This is a genomic window from Flavobacterium sp. WC2430, from assembly GCF_040822075.1.
GTDB lineage: Bacteria > Bacteroidota > Bacteroidia > Flavobacteriales > Flavobacteriaceae > Flavobacterium.
Window position 1 is genome coordinate 3,597,706 of the sequence record NZ_CP162007.1, and the last position, 22,787, is coordinate 3,620,492.

The 22,787-nt window shown below is 33.0% G+C and carries 19 protein-coding genes; 11 read left to right on the forward strand and 8 right to left on the reverse strand.

Annotation, left to right across the window (positions count from 1 at the left end; translation table 11 throughout):
- Positions 1-26 precede the first annotated feature (26 nt).
- Positions 27-218: a hypothetical protein gene (locus AB3G36_RS15665; protein ID WP_367754289.1), complete on the forward strand. Its 192-nt coding sequence runs from the start codon at positions 27-29 to the stop codon at positions 216-218.
- A gap of 1,310 nt (positions 219-1,528) precedes the next feature.
- Here AB3G36_RS15665 and AB3G36_RS15670 read toward each other — a convergent pair.
- Positions 1,529-2,572 carry a sensor histidine kinase gene (locus tag AB3G36_RS15670; protein ID WP_367754291.1) on the reverse strand — a complete coding sequence of 348 codons (1,044 nt, stop codon included), beginning with the start codon at positions 2,570-2,572 and terminating at the stop codon, positions 1,529-1,531.
- A 144-nt stretch (positions 2,573-2,716) separates the two neighbouring features.
- A complete protein-coding gene (locus tag AB3G36_RS15675; protein ID WP_367754293.1) occupies positions 2,717-4,564 on the reverse strand; it encodes a CocE/NonD family hydrolase in 1,848 nt (615 codons plus the stop codon).
- Positions 4,565-4,792: 228 nt separating this feature from the next.
- Here AB3G36_RS15675 and AB3G36_RS15680 point away from each other — a divergent pair, with 228 nt between their 5' ends.
- Together AB3G36_RS15680 and AB3G36_RS15685 are read left to right on the forward strand one after the other, a co-directional pair.
- Positions 4,793-6,322 (forward strand): carboxypeptidase-like regulatory domain-containing protein, encoded by a 1,530-nt coding sequence (locus AB3G36_RS15680; RefSeq protein WP_367754295.1) that lies wholly within the window; start codon positions 4,793-4,795, stop codon positions 6,320-6,322.
- 95 nt (positions 6,323-6,417) lie between these two features.
- On the forward strand, positions 6,418-6,951 hold the full coding sequence (locus tag AB3G36_RS15685; RefSeq protein ID WP_367754297.1) for a MepB family protein: 534 nt from the start codon (positions 6,418-6,420) through the stop codon (positions 6,949-6,951).
- Positions 6,952-6,978: 27 nt separating this feature from the next.
- Here the strand turns inward: AB3G36_RS15685 and AB3G36_RS15690 are convergent, their stop codons facing one another.
- Complete coding sequence (locus AB3G36_RS15690; protein ID WP_367754299.1) at positions 6,979-7,773, reverse strand: polysaccharide deacetylase family protein; 795 nt, start codon at positions 7,771-7,773, stop codon at positions 6,979-6,981.
- 340 nt (positions 7,774-8,113) lie between these two features.
- Complete coding sequence (locus AB3G36_RS15695) at positions 8,114-8,707, reverse strand: DedA family protein (protein WP_367754301.1); 594 nt, start codon at positions 8,705-8,707, stop codon at positions 8,114-8,116.
- 139 nt (positions 8,708-8,846) lie between these two features.
- Here AB3G36_RS15695 and AB3G36_RS15700 point away from each other — a divergent pair, with 139 nt between their 5' ends.
- From AB3G36_RS15700 to AB3G36_RS15715, 4 genes are all read left to right on the forward strand, one after another.
- Complete coding sequence (locus AB3G36_RS15700; protein ID WP_367754305.1) at positions 8,847-9,296, forward strand: hypothetical protein; 450 nt, start codon at positions 8,847-8,849, stop codon at positions 9,294-9,296.
- A gap of 244 nt (positions 9,297-9,540) precedes the next feature.
- Positions 9,541-10,953 carry a 23S rRNA (uracil(1939)-C(5))-methyltransferase RlmD gene (rlmD, locus tag AB3G36_RS15705; protein ID WP_367754307.1) on the forward strand — a complete coding sequence of 471 codons (1,413 nt, stop codon included), beginning with the start codon at positions 9,541-9,543 and terminating at the stop codon, positions 10,951-10,953.
- Between the two features lie 78 nt (positions 10,954-11,031).
- Positions 11,032-11,553 carry a DUF6452 family protein gene (locus AB3G36_RS15710; RefSeq protein ID WP_367754309.1) on the forward strand — a complete coding sequence of 174 codons (522 nt, stop codon included), beginning with the start codon at positions 11,032-11,034 and terminating at the stop codon, positions 11,551-11,553.
- A complete protein-coding gene (locus AB3G36_RS15715) occupies positions 11,525-12,355 on the forward strand; it encodes a DUF6048 family protein (protein WP_367754311.1) in 831 nt (276 codons plus the stop codon). Before AB3G36_RS15710 ends, AB3G36_RS15715 begins: the two co-directional genes overlap by 29 nt.
- A 78-nt stretch (positions 12,356-12,433) precedes the next feature.
- On the opposite strand, the gene AB3G36_RS15720 is transcribed toward AB3G36_RS15715, so the two are convergent.
- Together AB3G36_RS15720 and AB3G36_RS15725 are read right to left on the reverse strand one after the other, a co-directional pair.
- Positions 12,434-12,670, reverse strand: coding sequence for a hypothetical protein (locus AB3G36_RS15720; RefSeq protein ID WP_367754313.1), 237 nt, complete (start codon positions 12,668-12,670; stop codon positions 12,434-12,436).
- A gap of 127 nt (positions 12,671-12,797) precedes the next feature.
- A complete protein-coding gene (locus tag AB3G36_RS15725; protein WP_367754315.1) occupies positions 12,798-13,967 on the reverse strand; it encodes a class I SAM-dependent RNA methyltransferase in 1,170 nt (389 codons plus the stop codon).
- A gap of 161 nt (positions 13,968-14,128) precedes the next feature.
- Here AB3G36_RS15725 and AB3G36_RS15730 point away from each other — a divergent pair, with 161 nt between their 5' ends.
- The 3 genes from AB3G36_RS15730 (at position 14,129) to AB3G36_RS15740 (ending at position 16,543) form a co-directional block, all read left to right on the forward strand.
- Positions 14,129-14,893 (forward strand): class I SAM-dependent methyltransferase, encoded by a 765-nt coding sequence (locus AB3G36_RS15730; RefSeq protein ID WP_367754317.1) that lies wholly within the window; start codon positions 14,129-14,131, stop codon positions 14,891-14,893.
- Between the two features lie 41 nt (positions 14,894-14,934).
- Positions 14,935-15,606 (forward strand): ZIP family metal transporter, encoded by a 672-nt coding sequence (locus AB3G36_RS15735; protein WP_367754319.1) that lies wholly within the window; start codon positions 14,935-14,937, stop codon positions 15,604-15,606.
- Positions 15,607-15,880: 274 nt separating this feature from the next.
- Entirely contained in the window at positions 15,881-16,543 is a 663-nt protein-coding gene (locus AB3G36_RS15740; RefSeq protein WP_367754321.1) for a hypothetical protein, read from the forward strand.
- Positions 16,544-18,102: 1,559 nt separating this feature from the next.
- On the opposite strand, the gene AB3G36_RS15745 is transcribed toward AB3G36_RS15740, so the two are convergent.
- The gene (locus tag AB3G36_RS15745; protein ID WP_367754322.1) at positions 18,103-20,490 is read right to left on the reverse strand and encodes a TonB-dependent receptor; all 2,388 of its coding nucleotides are present in this window, start codon (positions 20,488-20,490) and stop codon (positions 18,103-18,105) included.
- A 151-nt stretch (positions 20,491-20,641) separates the two neighbouring features.
- Positions 20,642-21,787: a helix-turn-helix domain-containing protein gene (locus AB3G36_RS15750; RefSeq protein WP_367754324.1), complete on the reverse strand. Its 1,146-nt coding sequence runs from the start codon at positions 21,785-21,787 to the stop codon at positions 20,642-20,644.
- Positions 21,788-21,953: 166 nt separating this feature from the next.
- Here AB3G36_RS15750 and murQ point away from each other — a divergent pair, with 166 nt between their 5' ends.
- A complete protein-coding gene (murQ, locus tag AB3G36_RS15755; protein WP_367754326.1) occupies positions 21,954-22,769 on the forward strand; it encodes an N-acetylmuramic acid 6-phosphate etherase in 816 nt (271 codons plus the stop codon).
- Positions 22,770-22,787: the final 18 nt, after the last annotated feature.

The window sequence follows — 22,787 nt, forward strand, 5'->3', positions numbered from 1 at the left end:
CAGTATATGAGATAATAATGCTGCCTATGGCAGTACAATTATCAGTTGCTGTAGCTGTACCTGTATTTGAAGGGTTAATTGATGTCCCACATGTTATAGTTAAATTCGCTGGACAAGTTATCGATGGAAGCTGTGTATCTCTATATACCAAAACCACCTCTTCTGTAAAGTCATTTATATTTGGAGTTGTCCCCGTAACTGTGGCTGGACCTGTGTAAGTATTACCATTAACTGGAGAGGTGATAGCTGTAATTGAATACGTTGTGTTTTTTTTAGCTGTAAATAAAAAAGGTATAGTTCTAGTTTCTGTTACAGGTGCTCCCGTTTCAGGTGTGTAAATAATTTCAAAAAATCCTCCTTGATCTTTAACACAATCTGATGCAGTAATCGTTAAACCTCCCGAACCTCCTGCAATAAGATAGTTACCTGTTACGGAAACTGAAGGATTACCTATTAAAAATGGTGAGGATGGACTTGATCCTATAAGATTGTAGGTATTTGACCCAACAACAATAGTTGCAGGAAAAGTGTATGAAAAGTTTTGATTGTTTGGTGTAGCTCCAATGTTAGTACTACTACCATTGCCACTGGGCCCTGTCGAAAATGTTATTGACGAACTTACTGAAGGATATGAGTAATTTACAGTTAAATTAGTATTGTTTGGTAATCCTGTTGTCGTGAATTTTACATTTCCATCTGTAAAAAGCACCTCGGCATGTAAACCACTTGTTTCTCCATCTGCAGTTGCTCTTAAAGTAGAACCTACGCAATCATCTTCACATACATGCCAAGTTGTTATAAAATCACCATTAGCATCGGCAGTGACAATCCAGGGTTGATGATCTAAACCTCCATCTGAAGTACCATCATAATGAAGTACTATAATAAATACTTGCTCGTTAGGTTGATAACCACTACCAGTAAAAGTTGCTGTAGTTCCTGGAGCATAATCAGCCTGATCGGAAATTAGAGTCTGCCCAAATACCCCACTAGCAAAAAATAAATTGGTAATTAAAAAAACAAAAATCAAAAATCTGGAATTGCGTAGAAATGTTTTCATATTTATTGAATTTAAATAATAAAATAACGAACAATAAAAACTTAACTGTAGGATGGTGTTGAATCTATAGAAAGGGGGCTTTCTAATTGGTATATCAAAAACGCTCTTAGATAAAAAAGGCTTTTTTAAGGTTAAAAAAAGCGTGGCTCAATTATCTGTATTTCTTTAACTTAAATACTAATTTAAAGTATTTTAAAAATAGAATTACCTTTTTTTTTAATGTTTCCGATTAAAGTGTTAAAAAAAACTATAAACGACACAATAAACTGATTACAAATGAATTAAAAATAGTACAAAACAAAAATAAAACGAATTTATTATGAATTTTTCATGAAAAAATTTACCACAAAACAAAATCCGCAATAAAATTGAATTTTATTACGGATTCTTAAATACAAAGACTAAATAGTGTTAAACTTCTAGATTGTAGTTTTAAAGTAACTATTAAATGTGCAAAGATTTAAACTATTAAAAAATAATAGTAAAAGTGGCGCCTTTGTTCTGGCCTTCACTAGTAGCTGTAAGTTGTCCATGATTTTTTTCTATTATATTTCGACACAAATACAACCCAATTCCAGTAGAGCCTTCATTTGAAGTTCCTAACTTGCTCATTTTTGTGAATTTTTTAAATAATTCACCAATTTGATTTTGGTTGAAACCAATTCCTCTATCGGCAATACTAATTATCAATTTTGCATTTTCTGAATAGACCTTTAAATTAACCTCGCTTTTGGAATAAGAAAATTTTATAGCATTATCGATTAAATTCACTAAAACCCGAATTAATAACTCCTCCTCAATTAAAAGTGTGGTTTCTTGAATATCAATTGACACAATTAATTTTATCTTTTTTATGTCTAACAACTGTTTCACTTGGGTTTCAACAGCAGCAATCAGAGGTTTAAAAAGTATCGTTTTTGAATCCGGACTTGTTTTTAAAACGGCATCTTGTTCTTTAAGTAATTTTAAAAAATTCTCAATATACATGAATTGTTGATTGGAAGATTGATAAATCAATTCTGCTAATTCTTTTATTTCATTTGTTGGGTTGGCATCTAATATTAACCTTGCTAATAATTGGGGTTGTCCTGCAAAGTTTTTTAAATCATGAGACAGCAAATAAACCAGGTCTTGCTTTTCAACAATGAATTTTTCGTGTTCTAGAATAGTCTCTTGAATATTACGCATTAAAAAACCAGCTTCGTCATAGTATATAACTGGTAACTTGGGCATTTTTCTTTCTTTTTTATAATTTCGTAATGCTCTTGAAGCTACCTCAATTGGTTTAATTAATTGCTTTAAGATAGCTAATGTAACCCCAGAAGCCGACAAAGTCATTAAAAGTGCAAAAATTAAAATGGCATTTGGAGAGATGGAAAAATTCCCGTACAAAACGAAAAATAACAGTCCTATTAACGGAATATGAATCCCAATAAAAGCGACAAAAAGAAATTTAAAAGCATAGCTTTTACTAAGAAAACTAATTCGAGATAGTTTTTTATAAAAATACATAACTACTTGTTTTAAAAAACATACGTAAAAACCTATTCCTTGGTTTTAGCTCCTAGCATAAAATTTAAAACTATTTTGGTTTATAAAACAAAAAACCCAATCCTAAAAGTTAGGATTGGGTTTCTCATTAAATTCTTGTTTCTATTATTTTAGAACCGAAAATATAATCTTAGAATCATCATACACACGATGCGTTTGTTTTTTAAAATCTTCTGGTTTCGCGTAAAAAATATTATCAACATAAGTTTGCGGATTCAAATCAATAAAAGGAAACCAAGTACTTTGAATTTGAATTTGAATTTTGTGTCCTTTCTTGAACGTATGCATTATATCTTGTAATTTGATTTTCACCGCTGTTTTTTCATTAGCTACAAAAGGTTCTGGATGGATAAAGCTATTTCTAAAACGGCCCCTCATAACTTCACTTCGCACCATCATATGGTAATTGCTCATTTTTAAATATGGAGCTACCTCAGGTGTTTCCGGTTCATCATTAGGGAACACATCAATTACTTTTACAATCCAATCGGAATCGGTTCCAGATGTGGACACTTGTAATTGTGCCAATATAGCCCCTGCTAGAGTTGTTTCCTCCGTTAATTTTTCTGTTTCAAATACTAAAACATCAGGACGTCTCGCTGCAAAACGCTGATCATCGGTCATGTATTTTCTTGGCGTTATCCCTTTTTGATAGATATCTTCGGTAAAAGGAACTGGTTTTTTTGGATCGCTGATAAATTCTTGAAATCCACCATCATTTTGTGGTACGGTCGATAACTTATTTTGAGTCAAATAATACGTTTCTTTTACTGCATTTTTTGGTGGCCAAACATCATAGGTTTTCCAATCTTTCACCCCTGTGTCAAAAACATAGGCTTCTGGTAATTTGTTTTCGCCCTTCCCATTGTCTTTTAAGAAGTGACGAAAAAAGTTGGCTTCAATATTTTTTTGAAAAAAACCAGAAATACTATCCCCAAATTTTATATTTCCAATCACTGCAGCAGGTGTATTTCTAGCCCAATCGCCATGACTCCATGGCCCCATAACAATCGTATTGTAATTTTTACTGCTTTTTTCGATAGCCTGATACGTATTCAAAGGACCGTACAAATCTTCAGCATCAAACCAACCTCCAACAATCATAACCGCAGGCTTGATGTCTTTTAAATGTTGTAAAATACCCCGTTTTTGCCAAAAATCATCATAGCTGCTGTGGTCTTTTAACTGTTGCCAAAATTCATTGTCTTTCCCATAAAATTTATCTAGGTTAGTCAAGGGACCTTGATCTAGAAAAAACTGATAATCATCTTTGGTTCCCATATCTGGAAATTGATACCAAGCTTTGCTTGTTTTCTCTGATTTTTGAATTCCAAACAAAGGAGTTGCTTTCCAATAGCTCAATAAATAAGCTCCATTGTGATGAAAATCATCAAAAAAGAAATCACTAATACAAGCCTGAGGCGAAACTGCTTTCAAGGCAGGATGGTTACTCAACAACGAATACGTAGAATAAAATCCAGGGTACGAAATTCCCCAAACTCCTACATTTCCATTATTATTGTCCACGTTTTTCAGCAGCCAGTCAATCGTATCATAAGTATCTGATGCTTCGTCTACTTGGGTTTTTCCTTTTTTGTTAGGAATAAAAGCGCGCATGTTATCATACAAACCGTCACTCATCCAGCGCCCACGCACATCTTGATACACAACAATATAACCTTCCTTCATCATGGTATCGCTAGGACCAATGCTCTTTTTAAAATGTGTTTCTCCATAAGGCGCACAACTGTAAGGCGTGCGCTGCATAATAATTGGGTATTTTTTAGAATGGTCTTTTGGTGTATAAATGGCAGTAAATAAAGTTACACCATCACGCATTTTAATACTTACTTCCTTTTTAGTGTAGTATTCTCCTACCGTACTTGGCGTTAGGTCTTGGGCAAAAACGCCAGTAGTAATTGCGAAAAATGCAATAAATAATAGTTTTTTCATGTAAACAATAGCTAATTATAGAACGGTAAAGATATTTAGAATAATAGTATAATAAAACATCCAATGATAGAATTTTGATATATCATTAAAATTAGGTCTTGTGATTCTAGTTTTTTTAGTGTCAATTTACTAATGATTAAATAAAACCTAAATTCTTTTCTATTTGTGCTATCTGTTAGTAACAAAACTAAGGTAACATCGTCTTATTTATAAAGCAACATAACCTATATGAAACCAAACTTCTTTACTACTTTGTTCACGTTGCTTATCATTCAACTAGGATTTGCCCAAAATATAAAAGGAAAAATAATCGATTCTACAACTGGGGAAACCATTCCCTATGCTAACATAAAAGTAAATGAATCTGAAAACTTGGTTTCAAATGCCGAAGGTTTTTTTACACTATCTGAAAACAACAGCAAGGACGAAACCCTACTTACGGTTTCCTATTTGGGTTTTGTCAATAGAGAGTTGACTGTTGAGCAGCTAAAAAGGCTTGATTATACCATTAAATTAGATCCAGGCGTTTTTGAACTGAATGATGTGACTGTATCCAATGTAAAACCAAATCCATATGAAATTATGGCTAATGTTAAAGCAAACTTAGCTCGTAATTATGAAACTGGAGAAACAGGGTCAAAAGAAATGCTTTTTTATAGAAGTTCTAATAATTTTAAACCCTCATTAATTGATGTTGAAATTAATAAATCGACAGGATTTACAAAACAAGCTTTACAAAAAGTCAATACTGACTTAAAGGCTTTTTCTAAACAATTAATTTCACATCCCCCGCAGGAATTCACTGATATCCTATGTAATTATTATTCGGTTAAAACCAAAAAAGGAGACAAGTTCCTTTTCAACTCAAAACTGAATATTCTAAAAGCCACCGTTTTAAAAAACGAAGGCCGTTCGAGTTCAGTAGATGATTTAGAAAAAACAGCCCTGAATATGATGTTACAACACTTAGACTCCACTAAATATTACCGCGCAAAAAGTGGCCTTTTTGGATCAAGAGATACGATTTCGTTACGTAAAGACTTCATTAAAAAGAAAAAAACAGGTGTTGACATAGAAATAAACAGCCAGTTAACGGCCACCAAAGCCAGTTTGAATTCCTTTCTGTCAGATGCAAATTTTCTAAATAGCAAAAAACTGGATTTTATTAAAAAAACAGACTTATATGACTATACCTATGAAGGCGAAACCTACACTAGTGAAAATGAATTCGCTTATGTACTGAGTTTTAAACCTCGAAGAAGTAAAGCGAAATATTTGGGTAAGTTATATATTTCTGAATCAGATTATGCCATCTTGAGAACCGACTATATTTTAGACGAAGGAGAAAAATTGAATAATTTCAACATGAAGTTTCTATTAGGAATTAAGGCTTATGAAAATGTCAGCAAAGGAACGATAACCTACAAGAAAAAAGCGGAAGACGATAGTTATTATATGCAGTATGCCGCTATTGAAAAGGGAAATTACTTTTATTTAAATCGTCCTTTGAAATTTATAGAACTAACCAGCAGTGAAAAAGATGTGCTAGCACTTGATATAAAAATTGAAGCAAATACGAGCAATAAAATAGAATTCTTAAATATGTCTCGTACTAAAACATCCCTAGCCACTTTTGAAAAAATTAAGGAAGCCGATTTTAAATTTACAACTATAAAATCATATGACCCTACCATCTGGAAAGACTATAATGCCATCGAACCTTTACAGGAAATGAAACAATTCAAAGCAATGAATTAAATTATTGATGGTTATTTCATTAAGCAAGCCTTGAATTCCTATCTATTAATTAAAGTGAGTTTAATTAACTCTGAAAAAAACATACTTTTCTACTTATGATTCTTGAAAACACCTCAACAGATACATATCCAAATCATTTAAAAACAATAAAAGAATTATTTTACAATAAATACGGACTTTCTATTACCCAACTTGTTATCAATCCAGAGAGTAAAGAATATGAAGCTTGTTCGTTTTTACTAAATGAAAAAAAAGTAGTCTACCGTCTAGCGAAAATTACTCCTACTAAGGCGGGACAATTTGTAACGGTGTGGAAAAGAAATGCATTGGGTATAACAGCTCCTTTTGATAGTAAGGATGTACTAGATTTTATAATTATAACTGTAAAAACAGCAACTCAATTAGGTCAATTTATTATCCCGAAAGCAGTATTAGCCACAAAAGGAATTCTAACTCATAATGAGAAAGACGGAAAACGCGGGGTAAGAGTTTATGCACCTTGGGACAGTGTAAGCAGCAAACAAGCGATACAAACCCAAGCATGGCAAACTGATTATTTCCTAGCGCTTGATGACATTAACTCATTTGACATAGTGAGAGCTAAGGCATTATTGGAACTGAAAAAATAGTGATACCCAAGGCGACCCCATTTGGCTTTATTGCTGTGTCTTAATATATTTAGCTACTTCAACCATAGGAGCAACCCAAATATCTTTTTTTCTTTTACTTAGGTATTGCAATAACTTGCGGTGCTCTTCTAAATCAATATTTAATGCATGTTCCCCACCTACTCCGTGAAATAGAAAAACAGTAAAAGATTGCGCTTTTTCAGCAGCTTCTACTTGTGCGATCATTTGTGCTGCCGTAGTTCCAATCTGGACAAAGGCATTTACATTAGATAAATCAACCTCTTTTGCTGGAAGATAATTAGATTCTACCCCACGAGCAGCCACAAAATCATTTTTTAAATAACTATAGTAAAGTGTATCATGAACAGTAAGATCCCCGCAAGGATACGCAAAAGTGCGCTCCTCTTTTCCATCAATCGCTTTGAGTAAAGTATTTGTAGTTCGGACTTCATTTATGGTTCTCGCTACAGAATACTTGGACAAATCATTTTCTGAAGTAACGAAACCCCTTCCTGGTAAGGTACCATCACAAGGGTGATTTAAAGAATGGTTTCCTAATTCATGACCCTCTTTGGATGCAGCGCGCCATTCATCTATTCGATTAGCAACCACAGGTGAAGCACCTATCAGATAAAAGGTTCCTTTAAAATTAAATGAATCGAGCATAGGTATTACCTTGTCCAAATGAATATTTAAAGCGTCATCATAGGTCAATACAACCCCACATTTTTTACCATTCCATTTTCTAATCTCTTTTTGTGCTGTACCAGTAGTAATAGCTAAAAAAAACAATAAAAGTAGTAGTGTGTTTTTTAAATTCATATATGCAATTTTTAATAAAGAATAAGCATTTAAAACCCCTGTATTTATAATTTAATCAATACTTTACGCATTATTAAACACCTCGTTTTAAATAATTTTAATTAGTTTTATTTAGTGTTTTATAAAATAAAATTTGTATTAAAAGGATGTTTCTATCCAATTATAAAATGAAAGAAAGGGATTGTAAAAATAACATTTAATAAACCATTTTAGCAATATGAATTAATCAAAATATCACCTAAAATTGACCTATCAATACATTGATTTAAAACCAAAGAATAAAAACACTACACTAATTAAATTAATAACAACAAAATAAGTAATGTAACTAAAATACGACTTAGTCGTGTTTATTCTTAAACTTAAAAAATAATACCACAGTAATACCAATCATAAAGAATACAAAAACTGAATGCCTTACTAGTTCGAGTTCTTTAAGCAGGTATTTCAAGCTGTTGTGAAATAGTATTCCAGCAGTGATATAAAGCGTTATAAAAATAAGGGTTCCAAATCCATTAACTAAAAAAAAAGTACGCCACTTAACACGAAAAAGTCCCGCGAAAATAGGGCTAAAAAATCTAATTTTAGGAATAAAACTTAATAGCAACAAGGTTCTTACACTGTGTTTTTCCATTCCGTCAATGTATTTCTTTTGCATCTTTTCTCCTATTTTATTTTTAAAGCGATTGATTAATTTGTTACCTGAAAAAGCCAACCAATAAAATAAATTATCAATAATAGTAAGCCCACAAAAAGCAGATAATCCTGCATAATACGGATTGATTAGATGTTGCTGCGCAATATAGCCTATAGATAACAAGGTAACTTCTTCTGGAATGGGAGTCAATTGATCTAGAAATAGAAACCAAATGAAAATACCAAAATAGCTTAGTGGATTATATGAAAAGATAAGGCTATACATATCCAATTTCATTAGTTATTCAAATTTACTAAATTAGAAAACCAAATAACTAATTGAATATCATTAAGTTAATTTATAAAAATCAGATTTTAAAATTTCAGTAATTAAATTAGTCTAATTTTGCTTTTCCTAAAAGTAGTAACACACAATTATGCTTTCAAAAGTACAGTTTAAAGAATGGTTTGATCGCTATAAATATGCCGAGTTAGCTGCGACCTCTGCCGCTTTACTAGGTTCTCAATTCAGTCTTTTTTTTAATGGCTTGACAACGGCTTACTTGATTACGTTTACGGAGTATTTTGCTTTTTATGGTGTTATCACTATCATGGCTTACAAACAAACAGCCAAAAAGAACATAGAAAATCAGCAACAAACAACATTTAGTAATCTGTTACGAATTGTCAAGAACTTACTCTTAGAATTTGGTTATCCTGCAGTACTAGATATTGCATTTGTTCGGCCGTTTTGTATGTATTGGTTGCCTATTGCAACTGGAAATGCGGTAACGGGAATTATGGCGGGGAAAATTTGTGCTGATGTTGTTTTTTACTTTCTCACGATTGTAAATTACGAATGGATGAAACGTAAAAATCATATCTAGACAAAACCAATTTACACCCAACTCCCCTGCCCCCGATTGTAGTGAAAAACCCGAACTTGTGACAGCTTAGAAAGCCGTGCTAGAAAAGAGCGACCGCAGGAAGCTCCTTTTATAGCCGGATTTGTGCTGTGGCAACGAGGGTTTGTAGCGGAAAGCGGGATTGGGCCCAAATAAAAATGGTTCTTTTTTAAAAATATTTCCCAATTTGAATTTATAAAAGTTTACAAACGCTTATTTTTGTGCCATGGGAAGAAAAAATACAGACAAGGTTGTCTTTCATCAAATAAAAGTCCTTGATGCAGGTGCAAAAGGCGTATCGGTAGCAAAAGCACCGGATGGTAAAGTAGTGTTCATACCGAATGTGGTTCCGGGTGATGTGGTTGATGTACAAACTTTTAAAAAGCGTAAGTCGTTTTATGAAGGAAAAGCAGTGCATTTTCATGAGTTTTCGGAGCACCGTGTGGAGCCTGTTTGTGAGCATTTTGGTGTTTGCGGAGGTTGTAAATGGCAAAATATGAACTACAACCAACAGTTGTACTATAAGCAAAATGAGGTTTTGAACCACTTGCAACGCATAGGAAAAATTGAACTTCCTGAATTTGAGCCTATTTTAGGGTCGGAAAAAAAGTTTTTCTACAGAAACAAAATGGAATTTTCATTTTCTAACAGCCGTTGGTTAACCGAAAAAGAAATTGATAGCACAGAAGATTTAGGAAATAGAAATGCACTAGGTTTTCATATCCCAAAAATGTGGGATAAAATTCTAGATATTAATAAATGTCATTTACAAGAAGATCCTTCGAACGCGATTAGAAATGAAGTTCGGGATTTTGCTAATGCAAATGGACTGACTTTCTTTAACCCTAGAGAACATTCTGGTTTATTGAGAACGTTAATGTTGCGTACGGCTTCAACAGGAGAAATCATGGTTTTGATTCAGTTTTTTGAAAATGATAAAGCCAATAGAGAATTGATCTTAGACCATTTATACGAGAAATTTCCTCAAATTACTTCGTTGCAATATGTAGTGAATAATAAGGCGAATGATACGTTGTACGACACGGATATTAAATTATACAAAGGGCGTGACTACATTCTAGAGGAAATGGAAGGATTGAAATTTAGCATTAATGCGAAATCTTTTTACCAAACCAACTCAGATCAAGCCTACGAATTATACAAAATAACACGTGATTTTGCTGGATTAACAGGAAATGAAATTGTGTACGATTTATATACGGGAACGGGTACTATTGCTCAGTTTGTATCTAAAAAAGCTAAAAAAGTAATAGGTGTAGAAAGTGTTCCTGACGCGATTAAAGATGCTAAAACAAATGCGGTACGCAATGAAATTACAAATTGTGAGTTCTTTGTAGGAGACATGAAAGTGGTATTTAATGATAGCTTCATCGCGCAACACGGACATCCTGATGTGATTATTACTGATCCACCAAGAGACGGAATGCATAAAGATGTGATTGAACAAATCATGAAAATTGCTCCTGAGAAAGTAGTGTATGTAAGTTGTAACTCAGCTACACAAGCACGTGATTTAGCACTAATGGACGAGAAATACAAAGTAACTCGTGTGCGTCCTGTGGATATGTTTCCGCAAACACATCACGTGGAGAATGTAGTGCTTTTAGAGAGAAGATAAATGGTAACTAGTGATTCGTAAACAGTCATTCGTTAGTAGCTAATTACTATTTACTAATCACTAATCACTTAAAAATATATGAAAAAAATAATGCTTTTAGTATTGGCCATTGCCTTCACTTTCTCCAGTTGTGAGAAAGATGATATCTGTGATGCTAATACTATTACTACTCCCCGATTGGTAGTTACATTTTATGACGTTAACAATCCATCTGTATTGAAAAACGTTACTAATTTAACCATAATTGGAGAAGGTATGACTGATGGGATTACATATAAAGGAAGTACCTTGATTAACGGAAGCACGGTCTCTATCCCCTTAAAAACAGATGCTGATGCAACTAGTTTTCGTTTCATTTTAAATTATGGGAATTCAAATCCAGCATTGGTCTATGAGGACAATTTGTTGTTTAATTATTCTAGGGCTACTATTTTTGTTTCCAGAGCCTGTGGTTTTAAAACCGATTATACTCTAGATCCTATAACCCCTTATGTTCATACCGCTTCCAATGTAGCCGTTGATAAGTGGATTCAATATATTGCAGTAAAAAACAGTACTATCGATAACGAAAATGAAACTCACCTTGAAATATATTTTTAGTATTTGCCTCATTTTTTCTTTGTTTTTAGTAGAAGCACAAGAAACGACTCCTATAAAAACCACTCCCGAAAATACTAAAACGGAGGAAGGTATCATTCCTGACAATTCGTTTAAAAATGCCAAAGTACTACCTAAACCAGTTATAAAAGACACTGTTATTCCTGCTAAAACTAATCGATACGGATTGCGTGTAGGGGTTGATTTATTTAAACTGACACGTGCTTTATACGATAAAGATTATAAAGGAATCGAGTTTGTTGGCGATTACCGACTAACAAAAAAATACTACCTCGCTGCTGAACTGGGAAATGAAAATAAAACGACGGATGACACTAGGTTAAACTCAACTGCCAAAGGCTCATATTTAAAAGCAGGTTTTGATTACAATGCCTATGAAAACTGGCTCGATATGGAGAATATCATTTCTATAGGGATGCGCTATGGTTTTAGTACGTTTAGTCAGCAATTGAACACCTACAAAATTTACAATGCCAATCCTTATTTTGGAGAGGTTCCAGCACTTACTTCTGGAGAAAAATACAGCGGCCTTTCAGCCAGTTGGATTGAAGTGGTTGCAGGAGTTAAAGCTAAAGTATTCAACAATGTATTTGTGGGATTCGGCTTTCAACTGAAAATGTTAGTTTCCAATAAAAAACCAGGGAATTTTGATAACCTATATATTCCGGGATTCAATAGAACCTATAATGGAGATTTTGGCGTAGGATTTAATTATACAGTATCGTATTTCATTCCTATTTATAAAAAGAAAGTAGTACCAGTTACTCCTGCTAAAAAACAATAAAAATAAACACTATAAAAAATAAAAAGGAGCTAATTATACGATTATAATTAGCTCCTTTTTTTATGTTGTTAAACAGTGTTATCCTATTTCCTTTACCTCTTTCATAAAAATCCATCTCATATACAACTTCTCCCCATCATTCGTTTTAATCGATTTGAATTTAGGTGCTAAAATTGTTCCTACCATAAAGGCAGTCATTGGAATCCAAAATCCAGTTAAACCTGTATAACGTTCTGCCAAATAACGTACGGATATAAATAAAATGGCGAAACAACCCATTTGATATAAAAATGCTCTTACTTGTAATTTTGTCATGCTATTTTGTTTAAAGTTTAAGGTTTAAAAAAGTTTAAAGTTGGATAATGTTTATCAATGATAAATTTGTACCCTTCTATTTTCTTTTTTCTTTCCTCTTTTTTCTATATTTTATATTCTTATTTCACTATTCCCCTTCAGTTACCTGAAATTTTGTTCTCTTACTACCCTCGTACATTTCGTATTTTACTAAACGTGCTTCGATACTTGCGTTGAAAAGTTTGATTTTTCTTGAAGGTTTTAACCCTACAAATTTCAAAGCTTCCAGGTTTCCAGTAATGAACCAAGCATTAGTTCCAGGATAATTTTTCTTTAGAGTATCTCCAATATTCTTATAGAATTCTTCCATATGAATATCCAATCGTTCATCATAAGGCGGATTAAATACCATATGTAATTTTCCTTCGGTAGTTTTCTCCGTATCAAAGAAGTTTTTTTCTTCAATCGTGATGTATTCATCCAAATTGGCATTCTTGATATTGTCTTTGGCTTTTTGAACTGCCGATGGTGCTTTATCGTATCCTTTTATCGTGTGGTGAAACTCACGTACTCTTTTTAACAAGCTGTCCGTAATATTATCAAACAATTCATTATCCCAATCGTGCCATTTTTCGAAAGCAAATTCTTTACGGTTAATGTTCGCCGGAATATTACAAGCAATCATAGCCGCTTCCGCTAAGAAAGTTCCTGAACCACACATTGGATCTAAAAAATCCGTTTGTCCGTCCCAACCAGAAAGTAACAAAACTCCTGCTGCCAAAACTTCGTTGATTGGCGCAATATTAGTTGCTGTTCTGTATCCACGTTGGTGTAATGAATTCCCTGAGGTATCAAGAGCAACCGAAACTTGGTCTCTATCAATATGAATGTTGATTCTTAAATCGGGATGAATTTTATCAATACTTGGACGTTGTCCTGTGCGTTCTCTAAATTGATCTACAATAGCATCTTTACACTTTTGAGAAACAAATTCAGAGTGATTAAAGTTATCTGAATGCACCGTAGCATCAATCACAAAAGTTTGATTGGCATTAATATATCTTGACCAGTTCACACCAGTAATTCCTTTGTATAAAGCTTGTTCGTTATTTGCCTTAAAAAAATAAATGGGTTTTAGGATTTTTAATGCGGTACGCAACGATAAATTCGCTTTGTACATAAATCCCTTATCTCCTTTAAAACTCACCATTCTTACACCCTGCTCCACGTCTTGCGCGCCTAACATTTGTAATTCCTTTGCTAATATTTCCTCAAAACCAAAAAAGGTTTTGGCAACCATCTTAAAATTATTTTCCATTTTTTTGTATCAATTAAAACAGACCTATTTCTGCTTTATGTTTAACCTCTGATGAAAATCAGAGAATTCTCTACGTGAATCTCCGTCTATCTCCTCAGAATCGTTATTTTTCAGCAAAAATACACTAAATTTGCCGGATAGAATAAATTGAAAAAGAATAAATGTCTGAAGAACAAAAATTAAACCCTATAAATCAAGAAGAACCAGCACCAACATGGTTCAGTTCTTGGTTCGATACTCCCTATTATCACATCCTTTATAAAGAGAGAAACTATAGAGAAGCGCAGCTATTTATGGATAATATTACCCATTACCTCAACCTTCCTGAGAAAGCGAAAGTGCTTGACTTGGCTTGCGGTAAAGGCCGTCATTCTATTTATTTGAACCAACTGGGATTTAATGTCTTAGGCGCCGATTTGTCGGAGAATAGTATCGCTGAAGCCAACAAAAATGCCAACGACTCTTTACACTTCAAAGTACACGACATGCGTGAACCCTTTGAAGAAAAATACGATGCGATATTTAATTTGTTCACTAGTTTTGGTTATTTCGAAAACGACGAAGACAATTTAACCACTTTAAAAGCCATCAAAGAAAGCTTGTCTGACTATGGTTTTGCCGTAATTGACTTCATGAATGTCAATCAAGTGCTCGATACATTAGTTCCTGAAGAAACAAAAACGGTTGAAGGCATCGATTTTCACCTGAAACGCTATTTAAAAGACGGACATATCTATAAAGAAATCGACTTTGAAGACAAAGGACAAAAATTTCATTATACCGAAAAAGTAAAAGCCCTAACCCTTCAAGATTTTGAAGACTTAATGGAAGAAGCAGGAATTTATCTTTTGGATATTTTTGGAGACTACAAGTTGAAAAAATTCTACAAAAATGATAGCGAACGCTTAATTATGATATTTAAGTAGTTGATTAATCCATTCAACAAATAAACGATTCAACAAAAAACATGAATTACCTTTTACCCTTACTTTCTGTACTGTTAGGCTATATCATTGCATCAATTTTAAAACCAAAAAACAAAACCAACCTCAAGCTATTATTGGCTTTTAGTGGTTCTTTTTTATTGTCTTTAACCGTGATGCACTTGCTTCCTGATGTTTACGAAAGCAAAGACAGCAACATAGGTATCTTTATCATGTTAGGGATTTTGTTCCAAATCATACTAGAATTTTTCTCTAAAGGTGCCGAACATGGACACGTTCATGGACACGAAAACATGAACCATATTCCGTGGTTATTGTTCATCAGTCTTTGTATTCATGCTTTTCTAGAAGGATTTCCAGTAGGCCATCATCATGATAATCTAGCCATTGGTATCGCCATTCATCACCTGCCTATTGCCATCATCTTGACTACCTTTTTCATCAATTCGCATTTGAATCCAAAAGCCATTTTTGCCTTCATGATCACCTTTGCCGTCATGACGCCACTAGGGACATTGGCATCCGATTATTTACCCGTTTTAAGTCAATATACCACCCAAATTACAGCCGTTGTTATAGGAATCTTATTCCATATTTCATCCACTATTATTTTTGAAAGTAGCGAAGGACATAAATTCAACATTGCCAAAGTTTCCATGATTATCCTAGGAATCTTACTGGCTTATTTTTTATAATTCTATAATTGGGGCGTGCCCCTTCGTAAAAACTTCGGGTCGGGCTATTCACTTCAATCTTTTTATTTTTAAAGAAAAAATAAAAAGGATTTCCGCTATTATCCCTCAAGCAACCTGAGAACATCTTTTAACGAAACAGTTACCCTAGAGATAATCATAGAAAAAATTACAAACTCAGAATAAACAGACAAAAGTTGTTTATATTTGAGAATGAATAAAGTCTGACGGTTGTCACAAATATATACAAGTTATCTGCCATAATACCAACAATCAAGTGAATACAACTGTACATTATCTCCTAAAGTTTGGTGAAAAATCTCATATTCAAAATCTGTATGAAAATGGAGAAATTTATATGAATACTCTTCAGACATTTGCAGAACTAGATAAAAAAGAAATCGGTGACAAATTTGAACGTACAGTTGAGATCAAAAATTTTGGAAAAAGCAATTTAAAGGTTACATCTGTCGAGACCGGTGAGGCATATAATTTTCAATTACAAACTGCACAATATAAAAAAGATTTTCTTGGCAATTTAGGTAACATATATTCTACTTATTCACTTTCTGATCGATTATTAAATAGAAAAAAATTGCATCGAGTGGACAAAAGGATGCTAACTTTCGGCACACATTGCCTTGTAATCCATGATGTCCCTAAGTTTTTTGAGTTAATTGAAACTGAACTAAAGAAACTTAAACTTACCTATTTTCACAATTTAGTTCAATATAAAAATTATAAAAAAAATAGTCATCAAGTTACTTATTTCCAGAAATCTCATCTGTATAGTTATCAGCATGAACATCGTTTTGTGGTTCGTAATCAAACAAGTTTACCATTAATTCTTAATATCGGACCTATAAAAGAAATTGCTGACATTTATAACTCGAACGATGTCGTCCACAAAGTAACATTTGACAGAGATTATGGCACATAACAGCAGTTACCCGAGATTTGGTTTTTTGGATTAATGGAAAGCTAGTTTTGTATTAGGTGTGATTTGGCAAAAACCAATAAAGGGATTAATTTAGTACCAAACCCACTCTTTTACTCGTCTGCGACGAGTACCTACTTTCTTGTATGAACAAAATAAAGTGGTTTATTAATCAAAGATTTACTGTTTCCCTCAACTTGTAATATTTATTGTCGAAATACTAGATGAGATTGGTACTTTCCTCGCAATGACAAAGTGCATCAAATTATAAATTCTGTAATACTTAAACTTTCTGTACTTCAATTCGCTACACAAATAAAGCAAATAGTACTATCCAAAGTCATAGCGAGGAACGAAGCTATCTCACTAAAACACATCGACAATAAAACTAAAAAAATATGACAGCGGAAACACTAGATGAGATTGGTACTTTCTTCGCAATGAATTAGTTATTGCTAGAAAAAAAATACGCATAAAATCCGTTTTCATCAACGTTTTGCTTTAGCAATCCGTTTTATCCGCGTTCTAAACTAAACGATTGACTTTCCCAATCTAATAGAAACTGTTCTTCATTGCCGAAATACTAGATGAGATTGGTACTTTCCTCGCAATGACAAAGTACATCAAATTATAAATTCTGTAATACTTAAACCTTCTGTACTTCAATTCGATACACAAATAAAGCAAATAGTACTATCCAAAGTCATAGCGAGGAATGAAGCTATCACACTAAAACACATCGACAATAAAACTAAAAAATATGACAACGGAAACACTAGATGAGATTGGTACTTTCTTCGCAATGAATTAGTTATTGCTAGAAAAAAAATACGCATAAAATCCGTTTTCATCAACGTTTTGCTTTAGCAATCCGTTTTATCCGCGTTCTAAACTAAACGATTGACTTTCTGAGTCTGATAGAAACTGTTCTTCATTGCCGAAATACTAGATGAGATTGGTACTTTCCTCGCAATGACAAAGTGCATCAAATTATAAATTCTGTAATACTTAAACCTTCTGTACTTCAATTTGCTACACAAATAAAGCAAATAGTACTATCTACAAACAAAGTCATGGCGAGGAACGAAGCCATCTTACTAAAACTCATCGACAATAAAACTAAAAAAATATGACAACGGAAATACTAGATGAGATTGATACTTTCTTCGCAATGAATTAGTTATTGCTAGAAAAAAAATACGCATAAAATCCGTTTTCATCAACGTTTTGCTTTAGCAATCCGTTTTATCCGCTTTCTAAACTAAACGATTGACTTTCCCAATCTAATAGAAACTGTTCTTCATTGCCGAAATACTAGATGAGATTGGTACTTTCCCCGCAATGACGTAGCTAATGGTAAAGAACAGACAATCATGAACCCTTCTAGTACGAATTTTTAAGCCGTTTCCAGAAAGAATTTCGACAATGAAAATCTAAAAACTGTATTGAAATTTAAAATTGGCTTGGACATTTAATCTAACTATAGTTAAAACAAAGTAGAAAACCATTTATGGAATGATTTTCTACTTTGTTTTAAAGACTATCTTCTAAGATATTTGGTATTATCTACCTGTTCTATTTTTCTCTTCTTGATTCCCAAAATCTCTATCTTTTACATTTATTTTTTTGTTCCCAAAATTATAAACCACAGACAGACGTACAAATCGATTGCTTTCATTGTTGGTATACACTTGTTTCACTCCATTTACAACCGAAACAAAATCTTTTAAATAAGAAGTATTAAAAATATCATTAGCCAGAAACGCCACTTGAACACTTTTATTAAACAAATCTTGCTTAAAACCAATATTTAGACTTGACATATAACCTACTGTATATAGTCCTTGCTTATAAGGAGGAGTATAACTAAAATCAATTTGCAATTTTGCCGTTTTACTTAATGAAAAAGTATTGTTTGTAGAAAGATCAATTTCCAGACCATTTGTTGGCGTCGCATTTATCGCATTTGTAAAATTTGTTTTTGATCCTAAAAGATACAATGAATTTTCACTTTGCCACCAATCCATAAAATTAGCAGAATAAGTCTCTCCAATACCGTAATTCAAACCTTTAAAATAATTCTCTCTTGTCACAATTAGCGTATTGGTTTCAGGATTTGATGTAAATAGCACACCATAGCCATCTGTAATAACATTTACGAAAACACTAGTCCGTAAAATTTCTTTGTACGAATGAGAAAATTCAAAATTATCACTGAAAGAAGGCTTCAAAAACGGGTTTCCTTCTGAATAGCTATTACTGCTGATGTAAATACGAAACGGATTCAATAAGTCAAAACGAGGTCTATTGATTCTTTTTCCATAATTTAAACTGAAATTATTGTTCTCGTTTTCGTTATAAGAAGCATAAAATGTTGGAAATAATTTTAAATAATTATTCACTGTTTCTTGATTCAAATTTTCAGAAAAACCATTGGTTTTAGTATTCTCTAATCGCAATCCCAATTGAAAATTCCATTTTTCATTAATTTTTTTAGCTCCATTAATGTAAACTGCCTGATTATTTTCGGTGTACTTAAATCGGTTTGATTGCTGAGGATCTAATTCTGGACTTCCAGTAATGGTATTAAAATAGAAAACATCGCTCTTGCTATTTGTAAAACTCATCTTTGCACCATACGATAATTGCAACGCTTGAAGCGGATGTTCCATATCTGCCTTGAAACTAAAGTTATTAATATCTTGATTCGAAATATTTCGTCCTGACTGATTTATAGCTATAAATGTCATATCTGCCTCGTAATTATTAGCAACAAACTTTCTATCAAATTTGGAATTATAATCGAAGTAATCTACATCAAATGATAATTTTCGGTTAAGGGAATCCAGCTTTGTAATCAAATGCACATTATACGTTTGATTGCTAGATTCTTTGTCAGCAAAACTAGTATTGAGTATGTAATTTTGTAATTGCTTTTGCATATTGTATCTGTCAATTCTAATATCTGATTGAAAATCAGGATTGTTTTTGGTGTTTAAATATTGAAAACCAACCGTTGTTTTTTCTGAAAAATCATAATCTAAAGCTAATTTTCCTGATGCATTTTCGTCTTTTACTTTTGTTCTCGCTTTCAAAATCGAAAGCCCTTCTACGAAATACACCTCAGAAACTTCATCGGCATTTTTATATCCCGTTTTTCCATTTATACTTGCAGAAAAACGGAACTTATTTTTACTGAAAAAGAAATTATTTCTTAAAGAATAAATGCCATATTTATTTTGATCGTAAGAAGCTGTAGTCCTGTTTTTCCAGGAATCACGTGCTCCCTTTTTCATGATAATATTAATTAATCCACCAGTTCCTTCCGCTTCGTATTTTGCTGGCGGATTACTGATAATTTCAATGTTTTTAATATCACTTGCCGAAATTGATTTTAAAAAGTTGTTCAAGTCCTCAGCAGTCAACTCAATCATTCTTCCGTCAATCATCACTCGAGAAGCTCCTTTTCCTAGAATAGTGATCACATTACTTTGCACCACAACTCCTGGCGCTGTATTTATGGCACTTAATGCATCACCACCAACCGTTGTAACATTATTTTCTAGATTATAAACCACACGATCTGTTTTCTGTTCGATGGTATTCCTTTTAGCTTGAATGACAATTTCATTCAAATTTGTTGCATTCTCTTTTAAAAGAATTGTACCTAAATCGAAATCATTTTCTATTGCAATTTCTTTTTCGTAGTCTGTAAATCCTAAAAGACTTACACCTATTTTATAAAAACCTTTTTTAATATTGATTTCAAAAGTACCATCTTGTTTAGTTGTAGTACCGTCAATAATTTTCCCCTGTGAATTTGATATGGAAACATCAGCCCATTGTAAGGGAGTTGTTTCACTAACTATTTTTCCTTTCAATTTTAAAGGTGCTTGCGCTAAACAAAACAAAGGCAATAGTAAAAAAATAAGGAGGTTCACTTTTTTCATAATTTCTAATTTTAAACTTGTTCGATTAATTTGAAGCAAAGTTGCCTTAGAAATTTTCAGAATTCGACCGACAAAAAAAAGTCGAACCAATTTCTATTTAAAAAATTGGTTCGACTTTTTCAAGTATGAAGTTCGACTTTTTACAAAACCTTTATAGTGAAGCGTTTCGGTAAGAGGTAGGCGTTAGATTAGTATATTTTTTAAAAGACGTATTGAAGGATGATTTTGAATTAAAACCTACTTCGTACAAAATTTCTAAAACGGTAAGCTGACTTTTGGATTGATCTTTTAAAATATGCATCGCTTTTTGAATGCGATATTCATTCACAAAATCAAAAAAGTGCTGGTTCATACGATGGTTAATCAACACTGATAAATCCCGAACTGGAATATTAATTTGATTAGAGAGTTCTTGAATTGTAAGCGACGGATCTAGATAAGGCTCCTTCTCTATCATATAATTTTTTAATGCTAAAATTTGAGAAGATACAAATTCGTCTTTATTGCTTATTATTTCTTTTGTAACCTCATTTTCTTCAGGAAGAAAATCTTTTGTCAGTTGCAATTTAGAATTGATTCCTCTAAAAAGTTCAGGATGATTTAGAGCTTTCATTACTAACCAACAAGTAATAAATAAAGCGACACTCCCTACTACAACATTTAACCAAAGAAACAGTTGTCTGAAATCGCTGTAACGCAATACATTTTTTAATGCCACCAAGCAGTGTGCGATAAGAAAAACGGTTGTCATCTGAAAAAGATACTTGTACGTAGAAGTACTTGGATTGGTATAGTTTTCCAGATAAATCTCTCTATATTTCTTCAAAATTAAAAATGAGCTCACGATATAAAACACGTATTGCAATTCAATTAAAACCTGTATAAAGTATATTTCTGGCATTTGCTCTAGAAATTCAAAAATTTCCTTTTCAGTATCACTAGCAAGATAAAGTCTTGGAAGAAAAACTAAATTAACTAGCACAATAGGAAATAAATGCACTAAATGCTTCCATTTTAATTTAAAATCAGAATAACAAACTGCTAACACATAAAGATAAAACAAAGGCATTGCCAACAAACAGATTGTCCATCTAAAAATCACTAAATTGACATAATCTTGAATATAATCTAAAACAAAAAAACCGCAAAGGTCAATAGCAGAGACAATAAAGAACCACGCAAATAAACGGTTAGCTAATTTATTTTCGGTTTTAACGGTCAGTAAAAAAAATGCCATCAATAAAGACACAAAAACCCCGATGCGAGCAATCCCTTGCAATAAGCTTATTCTATCCATTTATCTTTTAATATGTAACAAATATAATATTTTAGTTCTTTTAACAAGAATTCGTCAGAGCGATAATGTGAACAAAATGAGAAATTAAATGTTTGTGACTTTACGCTATAAATTTCGAGATTGCAATAAAAAAGATTATTTTTGGGGAGTTCAACTATACTAAAAAATGACTTTCACAAAAACTACCGAGCAATCCTCAAAATACGAGCATCTTGAAAAAATGTCCGTTCACGAATTATTGACAAATATCAATCAAGAAGACAAAACTGTTCCTCATGCTGTTGAAAAAGCATTGCCACAAATAGAAAATTTAGTCACTCAAATTGTAGCTAAAATGAAGTTGGGAGGCCGACTTTTCTACATTGGAGCAGGAACTTCGGGACGATTGGGCGTGGTAGATGCTTCAGAATGTCCGCCTACTTTTGGTGTACCCTTTGATCTCGTGGTAGGAATTATTGCAGGTGGTGATATGGCGATACGCAGAGCGGTAGAAAATGCCGAAGATAATAACACTCAAGCTTGGAAAGATTTACAAGAACAAAATATAAATACCAATGATGTTGTAATAGGAATTGCAGCATCAGGAACAACACCTTATGTTATAGGTGGTTTGCAAGCCTGCAACGAAAACAAAATTATTACAGGTAGTATTTCATGTAATGCAGGAAGTCCACTTTCTCTTACGGCACAGTTCCCTATTGATGTAGTAGTAGGTCCAGAGTTTGTTACTGGAAGCTCAAGAATGAAAGCAGGAACAGCTCAGAAATTAGTGTTAAACATGATTTCTACTGCCACGATGATCCAACTAGGAAAAGTAAAAGGAAACAAAATGGTCGACATGCAATTGAGCAATAGTAAACTGGTTGATCGAGGTGTAAAAATGATTATGGGTGAAATCCCAGTAACCTATGAGCAAGGTGCTGAGTTATTAAAAACATATGGCAGCGTGCGGAAAGCGGTAGACTTTTACAATAATAAGTAGTACACAGCAGACAAAGAA